Below are 18,039 nucleotides of genomic sequence, written 5' to 3'. Positions count from 1 at the left end.
AGCGTGAGCCAAGGTCTGTACCCCCTTTAAGTTCCTTTGCCTTAGAAATGCCGTTCATGCCAGAAGAGGCGTTCGATCAGTAAGATAGTTTATAATCAGCCAGGTACTGGGCAATCGCTTCGATCTGATCATCCGTCAGCCCTAAACCTTCTTTAGGCGCCGGCATCTTATTGCCCGGCTTCACGGCTTGTGGATCCTTAAGCCATTCAACCAAATTGTCCTTGATTGGCTTTCTGCCTACCGGATTCCCTGTTCCCTCTTCATTAAGTAAGATGCTGGCAACAGTCTCCCTACTTCCGATTCCCGTCAGGTTCGGCGCTAATGGCCCCCCTTGGTCACCGACCGCATGACAGGTCAAGCACTGACTCTTGAACACTTCTGCAACAGCCGGATCTGCAGGTAGTACGGCCGGTGCTTTCATCGACTCAATCCACTTCTTGAACGAATCATCGCTGACCGCTTTTACTTTAAATTCCATCAGACCATGGGACGGGCCGCAGAGCTCGGCGCATTTACCAAGATAGACGCCTTCCTTGGAAGCTTCAATCCAAGCTTTATTCACCGTGCCATCGGTATTGGTATCCGTCTTGCCTGCAAGAGAAGGTACCCAGAAGGAGTGAAGAACATCGGCCGTCTTTAATTCAAGCGCAATCTTCTTGCCGGTTGGAATAATCAAATCCTGCGCAGTTGTCACCCCGTAGTCTGGATAGTTGAACTCCCACCAGAACAGATGCGAAGTTACTTTGACTTTAACCGCATTTTTGTCTTTCGAATAATCTTCACCAATAGCAAACACCTTCTGAACCGTAGCGACTCCCAGAATCATTACGAGTACCAAAGGTATAGCCGTCCAAATAATCTCCAATTTCAAATTTCCTTCAACCTGCTTCGGTACGTCAGTCTGTCCCGGCTTGCGACGAAATTTGATAAGGACATAGGCGGCAATGCCAAATACGATGATCATGACACCAACCATGATCGAAATCGCCAGCTTGATCAGTCCGAGCTGATCTTCCGCCACCGGACCCTGAGGTCTAAGCGCAGACAAATCCTCACGGCCGCACGCAGAGAGCAAGAGCGAGATGCCGAAGAATAGGGGACAAGCCGTTTAAAAGCCTTTCCAGGTTTCATCATTTGATCTACCCCACTTTACGTTTTCTCCCAAATATGTACGAGTACAAAGATGATGCATTTCCAGTAAACAAGACATGACTTTTAGCACAATAGATGCACTCTTGTCAATTATAACAATCACCTATTAAATATATGATTCAACCCATCTTTTGTCAATGAATCACAGACAGTTCACAAAATGTTCAAATATACGAAAAAGTGCATCATATCAGCGTTTGGTGGCGTTTTCAAATAGAAAAACAGGCCCTATAGGCCTGTTCTATCCACCCCAATTTACGCTCCATTACAGCATTTGACGCAATTCTGCCATATTTGACATTTCGTTTAACATTGTTTGAAAATTTTATTAAAAAAGAGAGCTAAGCTGGTCTTACCCCCGTCAAGTAGACATTTAAAAAAGAGGAATTTATGCAGCGGTCTTTTCCCGGTATTCCACCGGGAGAGATCGCTGAGCTTTTTTGAAAACGTTCATGGTTATAGAACGTTATGTATTCAGCAATCTGGACCCGAGCTTGTTCCTCATTATTTGGTCTTTCAAGATACAACTTCTCCGTCTTGAGATGAGAAAAAAATGACTCAACGCAAGCATTATCATAACAATTTCCACGTCTTGAGTGACTGCCCTTAAGCCCTTGCTCTTCTAAGAGATTACTGTACTTCTTTGTCGTATATTGAAAGCCTTGGTCCGAATGTAGCACTGCCTCTTTTGCGTTTAATTTCTTCACTGTATTGAGCACAAGATCGAGATCGTTTCGTGCAGATACTTCCCAGGCAACGACTTCGTTGTTGTACAGATCCAGGACGACGGACAGATAGACGAAATCATGCCCCGTTCTTACATAGGTGATATCGGTCACAAATTTCTTAAGGGCAGCTTCAGCTGTAAACTGGCGGTTCAGGACATTAGGGAAGACCACAGACGGTTTACGGCCCGCAAACGGTCGCTTCTTACGAATGACAGAACGGATTCCAAGTTCCCGCATTAGCCTCCGTACCTTCTTGTGGTTCACCTGAAGCCCTTCCTTACTCAATGCGGTACGCATGCGTATGTAGCCAAAGTATGGCCGTAAGCGATGAATGGCCAGAATATGTTCCTTGATATCCGCGTCCAGTTCTTGACGGATCTGGCGGGTATCAGTGGTTGCTTTCCACTTGTAGTAGCCCGCTCTTGATACCTCTGCAATCTTACATAACATTATGATCGAGTGGTTCTGATTCATTTTTTCGATGGTCCTGAACCGGGCTTGCTTATCCAACTTCCCTCCCGTGTAGATTCGGATTGAGCTTTTTTAGGTATTCGACCTGCGCTTTTAAATACTCATTTTCTTCTTCAACACTGCTAAAATGCTTCTTATTCCAACGTCCGCGATAATCATCAAATGATTCCCCGTTTTGATGCTTCTGAACCCAATCTATAATCTGTACATCACTTTTAATCCCTAGCTTTTCTCGGATCTGAGAGTAACTCCATTGCTCCTCAACACGTAAACGAACAGCCTCTCTTTTCGTCTCTTCATCGTACCGATTAAACTTCTGCCCTTTCTTTGGCGGCATAATAAAATCCCCTCCGGTCAACAGTCTTTGAATCCATGATATCATGAACTCTTTTTTCACTGTCTACCGTAAGGGGATAATATCAAAGCTCTCTTTTCTCTTCTTTTATTTAGTTAAAATTACAGGTCCATCTTCCAGAACTGCCAAAGTATGCTCGAAATGTGCCCCCAGGGTTCCATCCGCTGAGCGAATCGTCCAACCGTCATTATCCCACAGCACCGCTCCGGAATCTCCGAGCGTAAATATCGGCTCGATCGTGAATACCATCCCTGTCTTAATAATCATACCGCTATGTGCACGACCGAAATTCGGCACATCTGGCGCTTCGTGCATTCTCCGTCCAATCCCATGGCCGATCAGTGCCTTTACAATCCCCATGTTCGCCTCATCAGCGCATCGTCCAACTGCATACCCGATATCTCCGATACGGTTCCCCGGCACGGCCTGGGCGATTCCAGCATAGAGAGCCTTCTCGGTAACTTCCATCAGCCGCTTAGCCTCACTACTAATCTTGCTTACCGGGTAGGTCCAAGCCGAATCGGCTAGCCACCCCTTCTTATTCACCACGAGGTCGATCGTCACGATATCCCCTTCCTGCAGCTTCTTGTTATTAGGAAATCCGTGACATACCACTTCGTTAACCGATGCACAGGTGGCAAAAGGGAACCCTCGATATCCTTTCTGCTCCGGAGTAGCCCCTCTCTCCGCCAGATATTTCTCCACAAAAGCATCGATCTCCAGTGTCGTAATTCCGGGAGCGATTAATTCAGCTATTTTTTTATGACAATCAGCCAGAATCTCTCCTGCTTCCTTGATCCTTAAAATTTCCTCCTTCGATTTCAAGCTTACCTTCATGCCTAGGCACTTCCTTTCTGCTAAACTTTCACTTGCTATTGTAATTATATGTGTGGGAACAGAAGAAAAACGTCCCGGCTATATCCGCCAGGACGATTATATTCAGGAGTTCCTGATTAAAAACGTAATAGTTCCTTCCCTGATATGTACAATCAGGAAACCGACGAATCCAATTTATCCAACTCATTCTCAACAATAAGAGTTAGTTCTTCCTCATAGCCCCCCATTATCCGATACTTCCTGACATATTCCTTAACGAACTTCTTCGGATCCTTCGGCTTGAATATCCGGGTCATCTCCCGCAAGCTTTCCTTTACTTCATTATGACCTTTTGTAGCCATACTAATTCCCTCCCAGAACGCTTGAAATAAATGCCCCGATCATGAGAACTCTAAAAGCACGGTTGTAAAATCATGAAGTTAAAAAGAATCTTTGCTCCTACCTTTTCTTAAGGCACTATGACTAGTGTGCCCCAATGAAATTCTCGTTAGATCAAGAACAGTGGAAAAAGCGTCTTGCAGTATACGTCAGCATCAACGCGGTGCAATGATTTGGAAAAAACCTCCTATCCATTCTATTGTATCATATTCAGCTTCATGTTTCAGCTTTCTTCCAAATACCTATTTTTTCGGATCATTCATTTATTTAACAATTATGGGTTAATATAAAGTATGCCCCTTGTTAAAATATACTCAGGCCTAACAAATTATTCGGACGTGTTTGGAAGTACCTCTATAACATGTTGATCTTGGATTGGAGGAAAGTAACCTATGAGTTCAAGAATGCCTAGAATCATCATTCTCTTTGCCAGCTACGGCGACGGGCATTATCGCGCCTCCCAAGCAATCGAGGCCTGCTTACGGGCCAGAGGGATCAACGAGGTCATCCTGCTGGATCTAATGGCCAAATCCCACCCCTTGTTGAATGAGTTCACCAAATTCGTCTATATGCACAGCTATAAATCTCTTGCCCCTGTATATGGCTGGCTATATAACTCCACCAAGGAATTACAGCCCGGCGACCCGCTCCATTCCTTGCTCCATTCTCTGGGAATCCGCAAACTTCACCAGATCATCGAACAATTTGAACCCGACATGGTTATCCATACCTTCCCTCAACTTACGATGCCTAGACTACTCAAAAAGACCGGTAAATCTATCCCTCTAATCAACATTATTACTGATTTCGATTTGCATGGCCGCTGGATTCACCCAGATGTAGATCGATACTACGTGGCTACCGAGGATCTGAAAGAGCAGATCGAATCTCGCGGAATTCCCGCCAAGCATATTCAGGTGACGGGTATTCCGATTCGGTCCAACTTCTCTGAAGCCGTGCAAGAACCTATTCTGCGTGATTCGCCTGATACCGCCGATCCTACCGATAGTCTGAATTATCTCTATTCCGGAAAAAGAACCGTCCTGCTCATGGCCGGCGCTTATGGAGTTATGCATGATATTCTTAATATATGCGAACGGCTTCTCCGTGAAGAGAACATTCAAGTTATCGCGGTATGCGGTCGCAATTCGGGGTTGTATAACGGGCTTAGAGTGGCTATGGGCAGTCACCCTGATTTATATTTATATGGCTATGTCAACCATGTCGCCACACTAATGAGAGCGAGCGATTGTATCGTGACGAAGCCTGGAGGACTGACTTTGGCTGAAGCGTTGGAATGCCGCCTGCCGATGTTCCTGTACCGCCCAGTCCCTGGCCAGGAGCTCAACAATGCTAAATACCTTCAAGATAAAGGAATCGCTCGCATTACAAACAGCCACAGACAACTTACAGAAGAGATCCTCTCGCTGTTGCACGATGAGGATCAGTTGACTCTTGTTCGCCGTAAAATAGATGAGCTCCGCCGACCAAAGGCCGCGGAGCTCATCGTGAACGATATATTAAGTTTCTGGCACGATACAACCATCCATCAGGAAGAGTATTCGGTCATTTTATAATCGCCTGTTTCGAATCAGGTTCTGTCCACCCAAGGCTCGTCATACATTTTATTGAGACAGGGACAGTTAGGACGAGAATAGCTCCGGGAGCATTTTTCGACAGCGCCTTACTTCCCTGCAAGCTCTTGGGAAAGAAGGTGTCTTTCTATGTCCCCGTTCAAATCATCTACAGGACTTTACGAGAACATCGCCGGGTTTCTCTGCTATTTATTCGCTTTTGTCGGTGGAGTCGTATTCCTCGTCATCGAGCGTAGAAGCAGATTCGTGCTCTTCCACGCACTACAATCGGTCATGCTCTTCGCGGGAATCATGATTGCTCACGCCGTCACCGGATTTATTCCATTCATCGGCCTTGTCGTTAATCTGCTTCTGACACTGCTCGGCGTCTTTCTGTGGGTCATCCTGATGTTCACCGCACTGCAAGGAAAGTGGCTTAAGCTCCCCTGGATCGGTGAGCTCGCAGAGCGGCAGCTGAACCGGATGTAAAATCAACCTAGCCTCTTAAGCTAGGTTGATAGGAGTTTAAGCATGGAGCTAATTCATCTCTGCTTCTGTCTCGCTAACAGCTGTCTTCGGTTTATGCCCTTTCAATCCGTTAAAGAGCAAGTTCATAATAATAGCTGTTACACTGCCGGCTACAATGCCGTTATCAACGAGAATACGCAACCACGAAGGTAGACTTTCAAAGAGACCTGGTACTACGCTAACTCCAAGGCCCATGCCTACAGAGCAAGCGATGATCAACAAGTTCTCATGTCGGTTCAGATCGACTTGATCACCCAGCATGCGGATACCGGAAGAGAGCACCATCCCGAACAGGGCTATCATTGCTCCGCCTAGCACGGAACTTGGTACAAGCTGCGTCAGGGCCGCAATCTTTGGTACGAAACCAAGCAGAATCAGAAGACCGCTGGCTACAACAATCACATCACGAGTCTTTACACGGCTCATCTGAATCAACCCGACGTTCTGCGAATAGGTGGTATACGGGAAGGAATTAAAAATACCGCCAAGCATAATTGCCAGTCCCTCTGCTCTATAACCCTTGGTCAGATCCTCTGATTTAATGTCCTTATCTACGATTTTGCCCAAGGCCATAAATACACCTGTCGATTCAGCAACACTGACGATCGATACCAGGATCATCGTTAGTATAGCCGAGACATGGAAGGTTGGACGCCCAAAATAGAAAGGCTGTACCATATGGAACCAACTTGCTTCCTTAAGTGCCGTATAATCGACTGCACCGGCAAAACCAGCGATAATCGTACCAATAATCAAACCGACAAGTACGGATATGGAGCGCAGAAACCCTGTTGTAAATCGATTCAGCAGGATAATAAAGATGAACACACCAAAACCGAGGGCAAGGTTAAGCGGGCTACCAAAATCCGGGTCTGCTGCATTCCCTCCACCAAGGTCGGTAAGAGCGACCGGTATCAAAGTTACCCCTATGATCGTCACGACAGATCCGGTAACGACCGGAGGGAAGAACGCGATCAGCTTGCCGAAGAAACCGGCGAATAGAAATACGAACAAGCCTGAGGCAATAATCGCACCATAGATGGCTGATACACCCAAGCCTTCACTCCCTCCGATCGCGATCATCGGCGCCACGGCCTGGAAGGCACAACCAAGCATCACTGGCAATCCGATGCCGAAGAAGCGATTACCCCATACCTGCAGCAAAGTCGCCACACCACAAGCCAGCAAATCAATACAAATCAAATAAGTAAGTTGTTCATGACTAAATTCCAACGCTCCGCCTACAATTAACGGTACGAGGACCGCTCCAGCATACATAGCCAATACATGTTGAATCCCCAAAGAAAACGTCTTAAAAGGATGTCTGTTCCTTTGGAAAATACGTTCGTGGTGTTCCATGATGTTAACTAGTTCCTCCCCAGGCTCAACTTATAGAGGTAGTTCAAAAAGTCTTCGATGCTACATACCAAGCTTTTTAAACACTCATTTGTATTTGTAAGTACATATAACTGCTGCTTCTTATCAGACAGCAAGACTTGCCCTTAGACGAAAGTCACTGTGCCGTTCTCAAGCGAAGCAATCCGTACTAACGAATCAACGCGATATCCAGCTTCCTCAAGCAATCTAGCACCTGGCTGGAACGACTTCTCGATGACAATGCCGATGCCGACTACACTAGCTCCCGCCTGTTCAACAACACGCGCCAAACCAAAGGCAGCTTCACCGTTAGCAAGGAAATCGTCAATAATAAGCACACGGTCATCCTTATTCAGGAATTTCTTAGATACCGTGATCTCATTTGTTTCCCGCTTCGTGAAGGAATACACCTTCTCCACCAGAATATCGTCTCTGAGTGTCAACGATTTATGCTTACGGGCGAAGATCATCGGAACGTCTAGCTCGAGCGCCGTCATAATGGCCGGAGCGATGCCTGATGATTCAATCGTAAGCACCTTCGTAATCTTCTCCCCTGCATACAGACGGGCGAACTCAGCCCCAACCTCTCTCATCAGTACCGGGTCCATCTGGTGGTTCAAGAAGGAGTCTACCTTCAATACCTGATCACTTAATACGATTCCTTCAGTCATTACTTTCTCTTTTAGCAGTTTCATAGAACTTGTCCCCCTTATAAGTGTTAGATAACTTACGATATAGAATCTGATCAGATCGTGCTGATCCCTTATAACTCTATATCAACAAATAAAAAGAGAGCTCACTCCCCTACAGGAAAATGAACTCACGAAGAAAACGCCCCGACACCAAAAGGAATTTTGCCCGAGCCTCGCTCTCTGACAAAATCCGGTATAGAGCCATTCTCCCGTAGTCCGATCATTTCCGGTGATCAGGTAGAGACTTGCAGGCCGATCCCTGCATTTATACGAGAAAATCTATGAAAAGACGACATTATATACAATGTTTGAAGTATAACGCAAACTATGCGAGGAAATAAAGAGGTATTTCGTGCCTTTCGTGAATTTTTTTCAAAGTTCTGCAATTTTCACGCTAGTTTTCAATCTTTCATGGATGAAGTATGTATTCAGAAAGGCTGAACGAAGCTAGCAACTTCCTCATTAAATAGGTCTGAATTTCTGTGGCATCAAGTTGCCGATCACCGATCTTAATTCGCCATCCTCTTTATAGGTCTTATCTCCTGTATCTAGCTCGCGTATCCGAACCCAATCAAAGTCACTTCTTGGCTCGCTTGGTACGAATATCATTTTATCCCGGTCATCCAATCTGAGCTTGTAACCCATCTCCTCGAACATCTGTAGCAAATCACTCTCTGATGGAATCTTCTTGTCATCCTGTAGAAAAATTAATCCTCTCAGAGACTTGATACCTTCCTCGTGATGTACGTCAAAATGAACAATGCATTCCATTGAAATTCATCCCCCAATTCACTCTTGTTTGTTCAGCATTCCCTTGTCCACAGAGCGTCATTCACTCATAGAAAAAAGGCACGAGCTATGGCCATGCTTTCCCGACCATTCCGTGCCGTAAGGAAAAAACCGTCGCCTTACTTACTTAATACGCAAGACCTACCAGTTCGTAAGGCATTATTTATTACAACTTAGTGACATTCCTTGATTTTAGATTTGTTCCGATCCGCAGTGCGGACACCATTTTGTTCCTTTGACAAGTACAGAGGAGCATATTTGACATTTCACCGACTGCACCTCTGGGTCGGACTCGGATTTCTTGGAATAGGCTCTAGCAGAGGCTAATTCATCCTCTGGATTATCGGGATTTGATTGATCATTTCCCGGTTTACCTACATTCTCTTTCCAGGTGCGAATCCGGCGATCCAATTCTTCCTGCCGCTCCCGCTCGCGCTCCAACTGCTGCTTACGGCGCTCATCAAGCTCATCTTCATCCTTCTCCAGAACGGATTTCAAAGGCGAATCCTCAAGCATCTGCGGAGTATAGATCATCGTCTCATCTGAGACCGCACTCTCCTCCGATTGAAGATCCATCAGTCCGCCTGAGGGGCGATTCGCAACCTGACTGCTCTTCGCAAGCTTGCCCCGCAATAAGGACAGAACATCGCATCTTGAGCCACATTCTTGCCGCAGGTGCCGCATAGACGTTCATTCTTAAGCTCAGCGATCTTGAGGCGGACTTCGTCCCGTTCTTCTACAAGCAGGTCACAAGTCTTGGCTAGTTCAAGCATTTCCTTTTCAGCCTCTGACATATCCTTAAGACGGTATCCTTCGTAGAAGACCTCGCCCATTTTTTGATAATACAATCCCATTTCACGTTCAATATTTGCAATTTGTGTATTCAAACGTCCGATCTCTACTACATTTTGCGCTCGATCGGTCATTTTACCGGCACTATCCTTTATTTTCCTGAAGAAATTCATTATTATTCCTCCCCACACTTCTTTCTGAAGCACTAAGCTGCCCTATTAGAGGTTGTTCAAAAAGTCCACCTTTGATCACGAAGTAACACTGAGAGTTTATTCTACATCGAATCTTGAATTCAGCCGGGCCTTCCGGTGCTCACGTACCAACTACGTACGCTCCTCTCCTCACGCCCTAGCTTCATCCAACCTTCTCGGTGCTGAAAGTCTGACTTTTTAAACTCGCCCTATTATTCTGAAAATATCATAACAGATTTTTCACCATGGTGAAAACTGTACCTAAGTCTTGTTTTGATTTTGACAAGTTATTCAAGTTACAATAAAAGTAAGTCCGTGCTCTAAACAGATCAAAAATATATAGGAGTAGATTACCCTGAACACGCCTAACAGTAAAGATAACCAAAGTGTCCTGCAGAAGTTAAACTTGAAGGAGTTGTATTGGGAAATCGATGAGCATGATCTTCGTAAATTTGAGGAATGGAAGAAACTCCCTACACTTTATCAGCTTGCATTAGATGAATTGAGGAATAAGATCAAGCTAATTCAGACCGAATGGAAAATCGAGAATGGATATAGCCCAATCGAACATATAAAAACTCGCATTAAAGAACCCAAGAGTATCATGAGCAAGCTACAGCGCAAAGGATATGACATTACGGTCGACAACATTGTGAACAAGATCCACGATATCGCTGGTATGCGCATCGTCTTCTCCTTCGTTCAGGACATTTATAGCCTACTGGAGCATCTGAAGCAAAGAGAAGATATCACGATTCTGGAGATTAAAGACTATATTGAGCACCCTAAACCAAATGGTTACCAGAGTCTTCATCTGATCGTGGCCGTTCCGCTCACTCTCCTGGAGGGACAGCGTTGGATGAAGGTCGAGATTCAAATGCGTACGCTCGCTATGGATTTCTGGGCCAGCATGGAGCATATTCTCTACTACAAATATGAGAAGCAGGTCCCTTATCATGTTGTCGAAGAGCTAACCGAGGCGGCCAAAGCCGCAGACGCACTGGACAAGAAAATGTGCGGACTGCGTAAAGAGATCATGGGAAGCTCCGATTCTGACGAGCAAAATCACCCTAAACTCCTAACTTAGCGCTCCATAGTTTCATTAACTGCACAACATCAAAAACAGCTGCAAGGGCATGCTCCCTGCAGCTGTTTTGCGCATCTTGATCTATGACAGTCTTATGACTTACTGGCTCTAAGCGACTTGACGAGCTCCTCCGCATTCTTGCTCGCTTGTTCAATCACAAGTGATAAGCCCTCGGCAACGCCTGGCACACCGGGAAGAAGCTGGCTCCAGGGATGTACAGCGGTATCCTGCGGAGATAACTGCATAGGAGACAAGCTAATCTCCACATCATGAAGCTCGGGTCCAGGCTGATGCAGGCGGCCGTTATGGGCCATTTCCGCCAGCCATTCCGCAAGATTCGCTTCGCCTTCCTTGTTTCGATACGCAGGTGTATCGAAGTGGGCAATGAATCGCTTCAGTTCTGACTCAGCGTCTTTGATCGACGACTTGCTAGCCCATCGATCCAACACGGTATCCAACAAAGTCTCCGCCGTCCAGCCGATCCATGCCAGCCGATCCACCACAGAGGCGCCCCTCCAGGAGTCCTCAGCAGCCTGTAAAGCTTCTCGGATATGATTACAGTCCATTTGTCCACAAGTGCATTCAGACCTGCTTACAATCGTGCTCAGCGTCTCCTGATAATCCCCTTCATTCGAATAGGGCATACGGGACAGCAGATTGGAGATGGCATCGGCGCCTTGTTCTCCGAGAACAGCAAGCTTAAGTGAATCTCGCTGCAAATGTTCAATTAGCCGCCCGCTGGCCTTCTCAAGGGGCTCCCGAGGCAATTGGATAACCCATCTGTCCTGCATGGGCTCTTGGGCCGATAATGTCACCCTTAAACCCATAGCAGTCCATTGCAATTCTATATTTTCATCTCTAACACTCGGTATACTCTTCTTCATTGTGGGTTCCCCCATTACGACCAGCCCTGCAAGGCGATCAGATTTTGCAGCTCTTCATTGGACATTTCCGTCAACCAGTGCTCACCCGAGCCAACGACCTGCTCCGAAAGTGCTCTCTTCCGCTCGATGAGTTCATCGATTCGCTCCTCCAGCGTCCCTTGGCAGATTAACTTATGAACCTCCACATTCTTCTGCTGGCCAATGCGGAATACACGGTCAGTGGCCTGATTCTCAACAGCTGGATTCCACCAGCGATCATAGTGAATGACATGATTCGCACGCGTAAGATTGAGGCCGACCCCGCCCGCCTTTAGCGAGAGTACGAACAACGGGGAGCCTGCTCCTTCCTGATATTCATGCACCATATGATCGCGGTCAAGCTTGGCAACACCACCGTGAAGGAAGAACGGTTTTTCTCCGTATCTTGCTAGTAACTGCTCCTGCAGAAGATCTCCCATTTGTACATATTGCGTGAAGATGAGCGCCGATTCTTTATTGTCCAGAATGAGATCAAGTAGCTCGAACAATCGGTCCAGCTTCCCTGAGCGTTCCCCACTTGTCGCCGCACCTCTGCGAGCCCCAGTCAAATGCGGATGATCACATATTTGCTTGAGCTGTGTCAGAGATGAGAGAACGATCCCCTTCCGGGCGATCCCTTCGCTACTGGAGATCCGCTCCATCAAGCCATCGGTAACCGCTTGATATAACCTTGCTTGTTCCGTAGTTAGACTACAATACGATTTCAACTCGATCTTCTCCGGCAGATCCTTGCGGATATCCGGGTCGCTCTTGAGACGGCGCAATAGGAAAGGTGCAATCAGCTTCCGTAACTTGACGAGCTCGGCATTCTGTCGCTCACCATTGCCCGTATAGCGGGAACGGAAGGAAGCATTCGAGCCGAGATACCCCGGGTTTAAGAATTGAAAGATCGACCATAGCTCGGTCAGTCGGTTCTCCACCGGAGTACCAGTCATGGCGATCTTATGTCCTGAATTTAGCTTCATGACGCTCTGAGCCTGCTTCGTGCCGAAGTTCTTAATATATTGAGCCTCATCCAACACGATCGAGCTCCAGGATACCTCTCTCATCTCCTTGGCATCTCTGCCGGTCAACTGATATGTCGTTAGCACGATATCGTGGCTTTGACATGCTTCAAAGAACTTCTCACCATGGAGCCGATCGCTTCCGTGATGCACACATACGCGCATTTGCGGCGCGAATCTGGCAAATTCACGCTGCCAGTTCCCCAGCAATGAGGTAGGACAGACAATCAGGCTCGGACCTGCCAGTTGTTCAAGTCCCTCCAGCAGTACGGAAATGACCTGGACTGTCTTGCCAAGCCCCATATCATCGGCAAGCAACGCCCCGAATCCTAATTGGCGCATGGAGGCAAGCCATCGGAAGCCACGTTCCTGATAAGGGCGAAGTGTCCCGTTCAGAGAGGACGGAACAGGTGCATCGGCAGGCTTCGATATGAGTGCGCCATTGCCGCTCAATAACAAGGACAACATGCCTTCCGCTTCTATCGCATCCACTGGAATGCCGTCAAGTTCATACCCGTCATCCGCAGACAAGTGCATGAGCTCGCGAAAACTCATCTCCCCTGTCTCCTGACGCTTCATAAACTTAAGTACCTGTCTGATCTCCTTGGCATCGATCTCTATCCACTCCCCGCGGAATAGCACGAGTGATGATTTCGAGGACGCCAGCTCTGTCAATTCTCCGTAGCTCAAGGGACTCTCGTTCAATAAGGCCTCCGCTTCGAATTGGACTAATTTATCGATGCCAAGCTTTGACGTTTCATGCAGAGAACTTCCACTGCCTTCCGACCATCCGTCAACTTTAATTCTGACACCGACACGGCGTCTGCCTTCCTTCGTCCAGCGTGTGGGCATTTGCACGGTTACCCCTTGCTTACGCAGCATGGATACCGATTTGCTCAAAAATGTATATAACTGCTGTGGATGAAGAATTACGGATTCGGGATGTGGTCTCCCCATCGCTTCCTTGATCACAGGCTCAATATAAGCCGCCTTACTTAACCGCAGCAGCAAATTTTGTTGGACATTCCGGTATTCCCGTTCCTGAATCTCCATATCCCGCTTAGGATAACTCCATATTAATCCTGCAGGCAGAAGCACCCTGGGTCCTCTACACCTTCGGCCCAAAATGACAGCTTCCACATTTGATTGTTACCCACGTCCGTAGAAGCAAGCTCTTCCTCACCAGATTCCTCTGGTTCAATACGCAGACACAAGCGGAATGAACCTGCACTTTTTCTCTTGTGATCCTGTGCTTGATCACGCGGAGGGACTCCCCCTGTATCTGTAATCTCTTCGATCATTTGACTAATTTCCGCCACTGGACCTTGCAGATTGGAGGGGATGCCGCTACCTAGCAGCTCATTCCACCATAATTCCGTCATGGGAGAGTAGCCTCTCCTATATCTAGCTCGTACCGGGTATAAGTTCCGTCCGAGTTGTTCGTTCCCTCTACGCACTTCATTATCGATCATAGCTGTCAAAAAAGAATACAGCAGTGTCATTCGGCGATTCAGAACGGATCCTTCCTCCAGCGCCGAACCAAACTGCACCGCGGCCAGACAAATCGGCGGCATCGCTTCAGCTAATTGCCGGAAGCGAGCCTCATCCTCCTGTGCAGTGAAAGATGGAACCCAGACCGACTGAGCAGACGCTTGGCCCGTACGCCTTCTGCCACTCACCGTTCCCGGCTTGATTCCAGGAGCAATTTTTCCACGAAGCAATAAATCCAGCGCGAATTGCGCTGCTTTACTCCAGAACTCCATTTCTCCGCCAGCATGAATCTGCTGACCAGTCAACACTGCCCCATCCCAATTCAACAGCATTTCCCATGTATCTTGAACCGAGAGGGCAAGACCTTCCAATGACCTCCCGATTAATCCTTTACGTTCTGTGGCACTGGCCCTTACCTGGGCCGTAGAGACCACTGGATATCGTACCTCCGCCAGCCGCAATGCGGCACGCTGAAACGGCCGTATCCCCGGCTCCAACGTCAGCCGGCGTACAGCAGCCGTCCAGGCATCTACTTTAGCCTCCGATATCTCCCCGGAGAAACAAAACATAACTTCACCAAGCCATATTCCATAAAGACGTTGATTCATGCTGATCTCCCGCCATTTCTTAATACCAAACATTCCCCATCCTTACTATCTTATACGAAATACTGGCTAATATAAACTTGATTCAAACTTCTAAAATCATATAAATCAAAAAAACCGGAATGTGAAGGAACCGCCCCTCTACATTCCGGCTATCTCATGCTGATCCTGTTATTTCAAAGCGATGACTTCGATCTCAACCAACCCATCCTTTGGTAAGCGAGCTACTTCTACAGCGCTTCTTGCCGGATAAGGCTCAGAGAAGAATGAGCCATAAATCTCATTAACCTTAGCAAAATCATTCATATCCTTCAGAAATACGGTTGTCTTCACGACCCGATCAAGCCCCGAGCCTGCAGCTTCCAGTATCGCGCTCACATTACGCAGTGACTGATTCGTCTGCGCTTCAATTCCCTCCGCTAATTGTCCAGTCTCAGGGATCAAGCCGAGCTGCCCTGAAGTGAATATGTAGTCACCAACTCGTACAGCTTGGGAATAAGGCCGATTGCCCCGGGTGCCGATGTAGTTGCTATTGTCTGCTTTTCCATTTTAACCCCGCCTTTTTACTAATTTTAACTCATTGTATCCACTAACTCGTCTCCATGGCAACCTTACATTTCCTTCTGCGCTGCAAAATTGTTATTATAATGCTATCGATTTTATTTTATAAGGTGGTGTATTCTTGCGGCAGTTTCTATCCAAATCTTATCTCCGAGCTTTATGTTTCGCGGCTTCTGTGGGCCTGATGGGCTTGTTATACGGCTTGCTCAATCATGGAGGGCGACCTGTTCATGTCTTATCCTCACCCATCGATGATCTCCTGCCGCTTATACCGGCAATGGCTATCCCTTATATAGGCTGGTATCCTTATATCCTCATCGGTATTGCTTATCTCTGTCTCAAGGATAGATCAGCCTACTACCGCACCCTGATTGTGATGAACATCGGACTCATCGTTTGCTATCTGATCTATTTCTTCTACCAGACGACGGTCATACGTCCCGAATTGTTCCCCGATCGCTGGGACCGGAAGCTGTTGATTGACTTTGTCTATGGCGTGGATAACCCTTTTAACTGCTTCCCAAGCATCCATGCTCTGCACTCCTATGTCATTATGAGGGGAGTCTTAGCCGCAAAAACAATACGCAAATCCATTAAAGCCGTCTTTGTTATCGGAGCGATGACTATCATTGTATCAACGCTGCTAGTAAAGCAGCATGTCATATACGATGCGCTGGCCTCAATGCTGATTGGAGAAGTTGCATTTATCCTCGTTACGAAGGTATGGAACTCCTACTCGCGTTCACGTAACAGATCCGTGCCCGGGGCTACGCTCACCAAGTCACCTCGACCTGACCAAGACATGAATATATAGCGGAATATACAAAGAACAAGTCCTTATCTTCTAAGGACTTGTTCTTCGTATATCGAGATTTTGTTCATCAAAGCCGTCTTTTTGCATGTGCTCGACGAACAGAGCGACAAAATAAGGGTCCCACTGCGTTCCCCGACCTTCATCCAGGATAACTAACGCCTTCTGTCTGTCCAATCCTGCACGATATGGACGATCCGAAGTCATCGCATCGAAGGCATCTGCAACCGCGATGATCCTTCCGAACAGAGGGATGTCTTCTCCTTGAAGACCATCGGGGTATCCTCTGCCATCATATCGTTCATGATGTGATCTTACTCCCGGCAGAATCGAGGCCATGAAGCTAGCAGGCTCGATTTGTCTCAATATCGTCTCTCCAAGCACTGGATGATCCTTAACCTGCACCCATTCTTCATCAGTTAGCTTGCCCTCTTTTAATAAAACGGAATCACGAATCCCAATCTTCCCTATATCATGCAATAGCGCCGATTTACGCAGTTCATTAAGCTCCTCTTCACGCAGTTTGGCAAGCTTACCGATCAATACCGCATAATCCGCTACACGTAAGGAGTGTCCCGCCGTATACGGATCCCTCGCATCAAGCGCAGCGGCTAACGTTGCGAAATAACTCTCCACTAGCTGATTGTTCCGTGCATGCTGCACATTGATTCCGCGCAGCATATGATTGAATCCCCATATGAGGCGAGAGAATTCATCCGAGAAGAGATCGCTGGCACTCGTCTGCATATATCCGATTTGCACATCAGACATTCGCTCATATAAATGTTGGATTGGCATGACAATTTCGCGCGCAAGCAATCTAGAACCGATAAACGAATACCCTAGCCCTACCGATAGTACCCCAATCGCCCAATACCAAGAGGTCACTCTGCCTAATTCCCATCCCTCTGTTCCGAATTGCAGGGACAGACTGTAGAGCAATACGGGAAAGCCCCCATTAGAAAGAAGCTCCATCTGAGTTTAAGTTTCAGCGGGATGAATACCCTGCCTCCGAGTGATAATTCCTTACCGAATTGTGCATGAGACCGAGTAGATAGCTCTAATAACACCGGACGGATAAAATAATAGGTCAAATAAAATTCGATAAGCGTGAGCATGCAGACGATCAGTACCCCAGTAAAGAATACCAGCACGATGTAGTAATAGGGAATCGATAGTCTCCCCATATGGATGAATAACAGTGTCAACGCGACCATAGGCAGCATTAAGCCGAATAAATGAGGGCCAAGGATGCGTTTTGCGGCAAACTCCGGGAAGCGATGCGTGCGAAAATAGACACTCTGATAGGATTGGTAGCTCTCCACTCCTTCAAGAAAAGCCATTCTAATCGGCTTAAGTTGAAGTTTGAAGACAAGCCATTCCAAGATAAGCATAATACATATCGAAATGACCAAAATGCCTATGATGATATGATGCTCCTGACGATCAAGACTGAACGGCATAAATATCATTAACCCACCAACAGTCGCGATGGCTAACCCAGTACTTAGTGCGTACATGATCAGAAGACGAGAGACGAATGTCTTATATATCGTCAAGGGAACATTCATTCCTTCCATGTGTACTTACCATCTTCTTCCTTATTTATCGGCAGAATAGGGTCAACTTTTCATAACTGTATGCAAATAAAAAAAATGCTTTGTATAATAATACAGTACGTACTAATTAAATT

General features: G+C 46.8%; 16 protein-coding genes, 3 pseudogenes and 1 riboswitch. Of the genes and pseudogenes, 4 read left to right on the top strand and 15 right to left on the bottom strand.

Annotation, left to right across the window (positions count from 1 at the left end; all coding sequences use genetic code 11):
- Positions 1–76 precede the first annotated feature (76 nt).
- From coxB to RE628_RS03190, 4 genes and pseudogenes are all read right to left on the bottom strand, one after another.
- Positions 77–1,134: pseudogene (gene coxB, locus RE628_RS03205) on the bottom strand (cytochrome c oxidase subunit II).
- Positions 1,135–1,540: 406 nt separating this feature from the next.
- A pseudogene (locus RE628_RS03200) lies at positions 1,541–2,688 on the bottom strand (IS3 family transposase).
- A 105-nt stretch (positions 2,689–2,793) separates the two neighbouring features.
- Positions 2,794–3,543 carry a type I methionyl aminopeptidase gene (gene map / locus RE628_RS03195; protein WP_309157386.1) on the bottom strand — a complete coding sequence of 250 codons (750 nt, stop codon included), beginning with the start codon at positions 3,541–3,543 and terminating at the stop codon, positions 2,794–2,796.
- A 152-nt stretch (positions 3,544–3,695) separates the two neighbouring features.
- Positions 3,696–3,884: a hypothetical protein gene (locus RE628_RS03190; RefSeq protein WP_068779591.1), complete on the bottom strand. Its 189-nt coding sequence runs from the start codon at positions 3,882–3,884 to the stop codon at positions 3,696–3,698.
- Between the two features lie 429 nt (positions 3,885–4,313).
- Here RE628_RS03190 and RE628_RS03185 point away from each other — a divergent pair, with 429 nt between their 5' ends.
- Positions 4,314–5,498 carry an MGDG synthase family glycosyltransferase gene (locus tag RE628_RS03185; protein ID WP_309157385.1) on the top strand — a complete coding sequence of 395 codons (1,185 nt, stop codon included), beginning with the start codon at positions 4,314–4,316 and terminating at the stop codon, positions 5,496–5,498.
- Between the two features lie 147 nt (positions 5,499–5,645).
- The gene (locus RE628_RS03180) at positions 5,646–5,984 is read left to right on the top strand and encodes a DUF4870 domain-containing protein (protein WP_309157384.1); all 339 of its coding nucleotides are present in this window, start codon (positions 5,646–5,648) and stop codon (positions 5,982–5,984) included.
- A gap of 48 nt (positions 5,985–6,032) precedes the next feature.
- Here RE628_RS03180 and RE628_RS03175 read toward each other — a convergent pair whose 3' ends face one another.
- The 5 genes from RE628_RS03175 to RE628_RS03155 form a co-directional block, all read right to left on the bottom strand.
- On the bottom strand, positions 6,033–7,382 hold the full coding sequence (locus RE628_RS03175) for a nucleobase:cation symporter-2 family protein (protein WP_309157383.1): 1,350 nt from the start codon (positions 7,380–7,382) through the stop codon (positions 6,033–6,035).
- 143 nt (positions 7,383–7,525) lie between these two features.
- A complete protein-coding gene (locus tag RE628_RS03170) occupies positions 7,526–8,095 on the bottom strand; it encodes a xanthine phosphoribosyltransferase (protein ID WP_309157382.1) in 570 nt (189 codons plus the stop codon).
- Between the two features lie 189 nt (positions 8,096–8,284).
- A riboswitch (purine riboswitch) is annotated at positions 8,285–8,385 on the bottom strand.
- Positions 8,386–8,554: 169 nt separating this feature from the next.
- On the bottom strand, positions 8,555–8,863 hold the full coding sequence (locus RE628_RS03165; RefSeq protein WP_309157380.1) for a hypothetical protein: 309 nt from the start codon (positions 8,861–8,863) through the stop codon (positions 8,555–8,557).
- A 210-nt stretch (positions 8,864–9,073) separates the two neighbouring features.
- Positions 9,074–9,457, bottom strand: a complete 384-nt coding sequence (locus RE628_RS03160) for a hypothetical protein (protein WP_309157379.1) — start codon at positions 9,455–9,457, stop codon at positions 9,074–9,076.
- On the bottom strand, positions 9,457–9,846 hold the full coding sequence (locus RE628_RS03155) for a zinc ribbon domain-containing protein (RefSeq protein WP_309157378.1): 390 nt from the start codon (positions 9,844–9,846) through the stop codon (positions 9,457–9,459). Before RE628_RS03155 ends, RE628_RS03160 begins: the two co-directional genes overlap by 1 nt.
- A gap of 424 nt (positions 9,847–10,270) precedes the next feature.
- Here RE628_RS03155 and RE628_RS03150 point away from each other — a divergent pair, with 424 nt between their 5' ends.
- Complete coding sequence (locus RE628_RS03150; protein WP_309157377.1) at positions 10,271–10,951, top strand: GTP pyrophosphokinase; 681 nt, start codon at positions 10,271–10,273, stop codon at positions 10,949–10,951.
- A 92-nt stretch (positions 10,952–11,043) separates the two neighbouring features.
- On the opposite strand, the gene RE628_RS03145 is transcribed toward RE628_RS03150, so the two are convergent.
- From RE628_RS03145 to RE628_RS03130, 4 genes and pseudogenes are all read right to left on the bottom strand, one after another.
- The gene (locus RE628_RS03145; protein ID WP_309157376.1) at positions 11,044–11,835 is read right to left on the bottom strand and encodes a hypothetical protein; all 792 of its coding nucleotides are present in this window, start codon (positions 11,833–11,835) and stop codon (positions 11,044–11,046) included.
- A 14-nt stretch (positions 11,836–11,849) separates the two neighbouring features.
- The gene (locus tag RE628_RS03140) at positions 11,850–13,976 is read right to left on the bottom strand and encodes a DEAD/DEAH box helicase (RefSeq protein ID WP_309157375.1); all 2,127 of its coding nucleotides are present in this window, start codon (positions 13,974–13,976) and stop codon (positions 11,850–11,852) included.
- Positions 13,955–14,977, bottom strand: a complete 1,023-nt coding sequence (locus RE628_RS03135) for a hypothetical protein (protein ID WP_309157373.1) — start codon at positions 14,975–14,977, stop codon at positions 13,955–13,957. The genes RE628_RS03140 and RE628_RS03135 overlap by 22 nt, the downstream gene beginning before the upstream one ends.
- 168 nt (positions 14,978–15,145) lie before the next feature.
- Positions 15,146–15,522 (bottom strand): annotated as a pseudogene (locus tag RE628_RS03130) (RidA family protein).
- Positions 15,523–15,656: 134 nt separating this feature from the next.
- Between RE628_RS03130 and RE628_RS03125 the strand changes: the two are divergent.
- A complete protein-coding gene (locus RE628_RS03125; RefSeq protein WP_309157372.1) occupies positions 15,657–16,349 on the top strand; it encodes a phosphatase PAP2 family protein in 693 nt (230 codons plus the stop codon).
- Positions 16,350–16,379: 30 nt separating this feature from the next.
- Here the strand turns inward: RE628_RS03125 and RE628_RS03120 are convergent, their stop codons facing one another.
- Entirely contained in the window at positions 16,380–17,288 is a 909-nt protein-coding gene (locus tag RE628_RS03120; RefSeq protein WP_309157371.1) for an HD-GYP domain-containing protein, read from the bottom strand.
- A complete protein-coding gene (locus tag RE628_RS03115) occupies positions 17,240–17,926 on the bottom strand; it encodes a hypothetical protein (protein ID WP_309157370.1) in 687 nt (228 codons plus the stop codon). The genes RE628_RS03120 and RE628_RS03115 overlap by 49 nt, the downstream gene beginning before the upstream one ends.
- Between the last annotated feature and the right edge of the window lie 113 nt (positions 17,927–18,039).

Origin of the sequence: Paenibacillus sp. D2_2 (assembly GCF_031199965.1) — a bacterium.
Classification (GTDB): Bacteria; Bacillota; Bacilli; order Paenibacillales; family Paenibacillaceae; genus Fontibacillus.
Note: the sequence above shows the minus strand (reverse complement) of the source record. Positions and strands in the feature narration are given on the sequence as shown.

What these genes read in the sequence shown, in the direction of transcription:
- RE628_RS03145 (WP_309157376.1), bottom strand. Translation starts at nt 11,835, where the DNA reads ATGAAGAAGAGTATACCGAGTGTTAGAGATGAAAATATAGAATTGCAA.
- RE628_RS03190 (WP_068779591.1), bottom strand. Translation starts at nt 3,884, where the DNA reads ATGGCTACAAAAGGTCATAATGAAGTAAAGGAAAGCTTGCGGGAGATG.
- RE628_RS03135 (WP_309157373.1), bottom strand. Translation starts at nt 14,977, where the DNA reads ATGAATCAACGTCTTTATGGAATATGGCTTGGTGAAGTTATGTTTTGT.
- RE628_RS03160 (WP_309157379.1), bottom strand. Translation starts at nt 9,457, where the DNA reads ATGGATCTTCAATCGGAGGAGAGTGCGGTCTCAGATGAGACGATGATC.
- RE628_RS03180 (WP_309157384.1), top strand. Translation starts at nt 5,646, where the DNA reads ATGTCCCCGTTCAAATCATCTACAGGACTTTACGAGAACATCGCCGGG.
- RE628_RS03155 (WP_309157378.1), bottom strand. Translation starts at nt 9,846, where the DNA reads ATGAATTTCTTCAGGAAAATAAAGGATAGTGCCGGTAAAATGACCGAT.
- RE628_RS03170 (WP_309157382.1), bottom strand. Translation starts at nt 8,095, where the DNA reads ATGAAACTGCTAAAAGAGAAAGTAATGACTGAAGGAATCGTATTAAGT.
- RE628_RS03165 (WP_309157380.1), bottom strand. Translation starts at nt 8,863, where the DNA reads ATGGAATGCATTGTTCATTTTGACGTACATCACGAGGAAGGTATCAAG.
- RE628_RS03185 (WP_309157385.1), top strand. Translation starts at nt 4,314, where the DNA reads ATGAGTTCAAGAATGCCTAGAATCATCATTCTCTTTGCCAGCTACGGC.
- RE628_RS03115 (WP_309157370.1), bottom strand. Translation starts at nt 17,926, where the DNA reads ATGGAAGGAATGAATGTTCCCTTGACGATATATAAGACATTCGTCTCT.
- RE628_RS03175 (WP_309157383.1), bottom strand. Translation starts at nt 7,382, where the DNA reads ATGGAACACCACGAACGTATTTTCCAAAGGAACAGACATCCTTTTAAG.
- map (WP_309157386.1), bottom strand. Translation starts at nt 3,543, where the DNA reads ATGAAGGTAAGCTTGAAATCGAAGGAGGAAATTTTAAGGATCAAGGAA.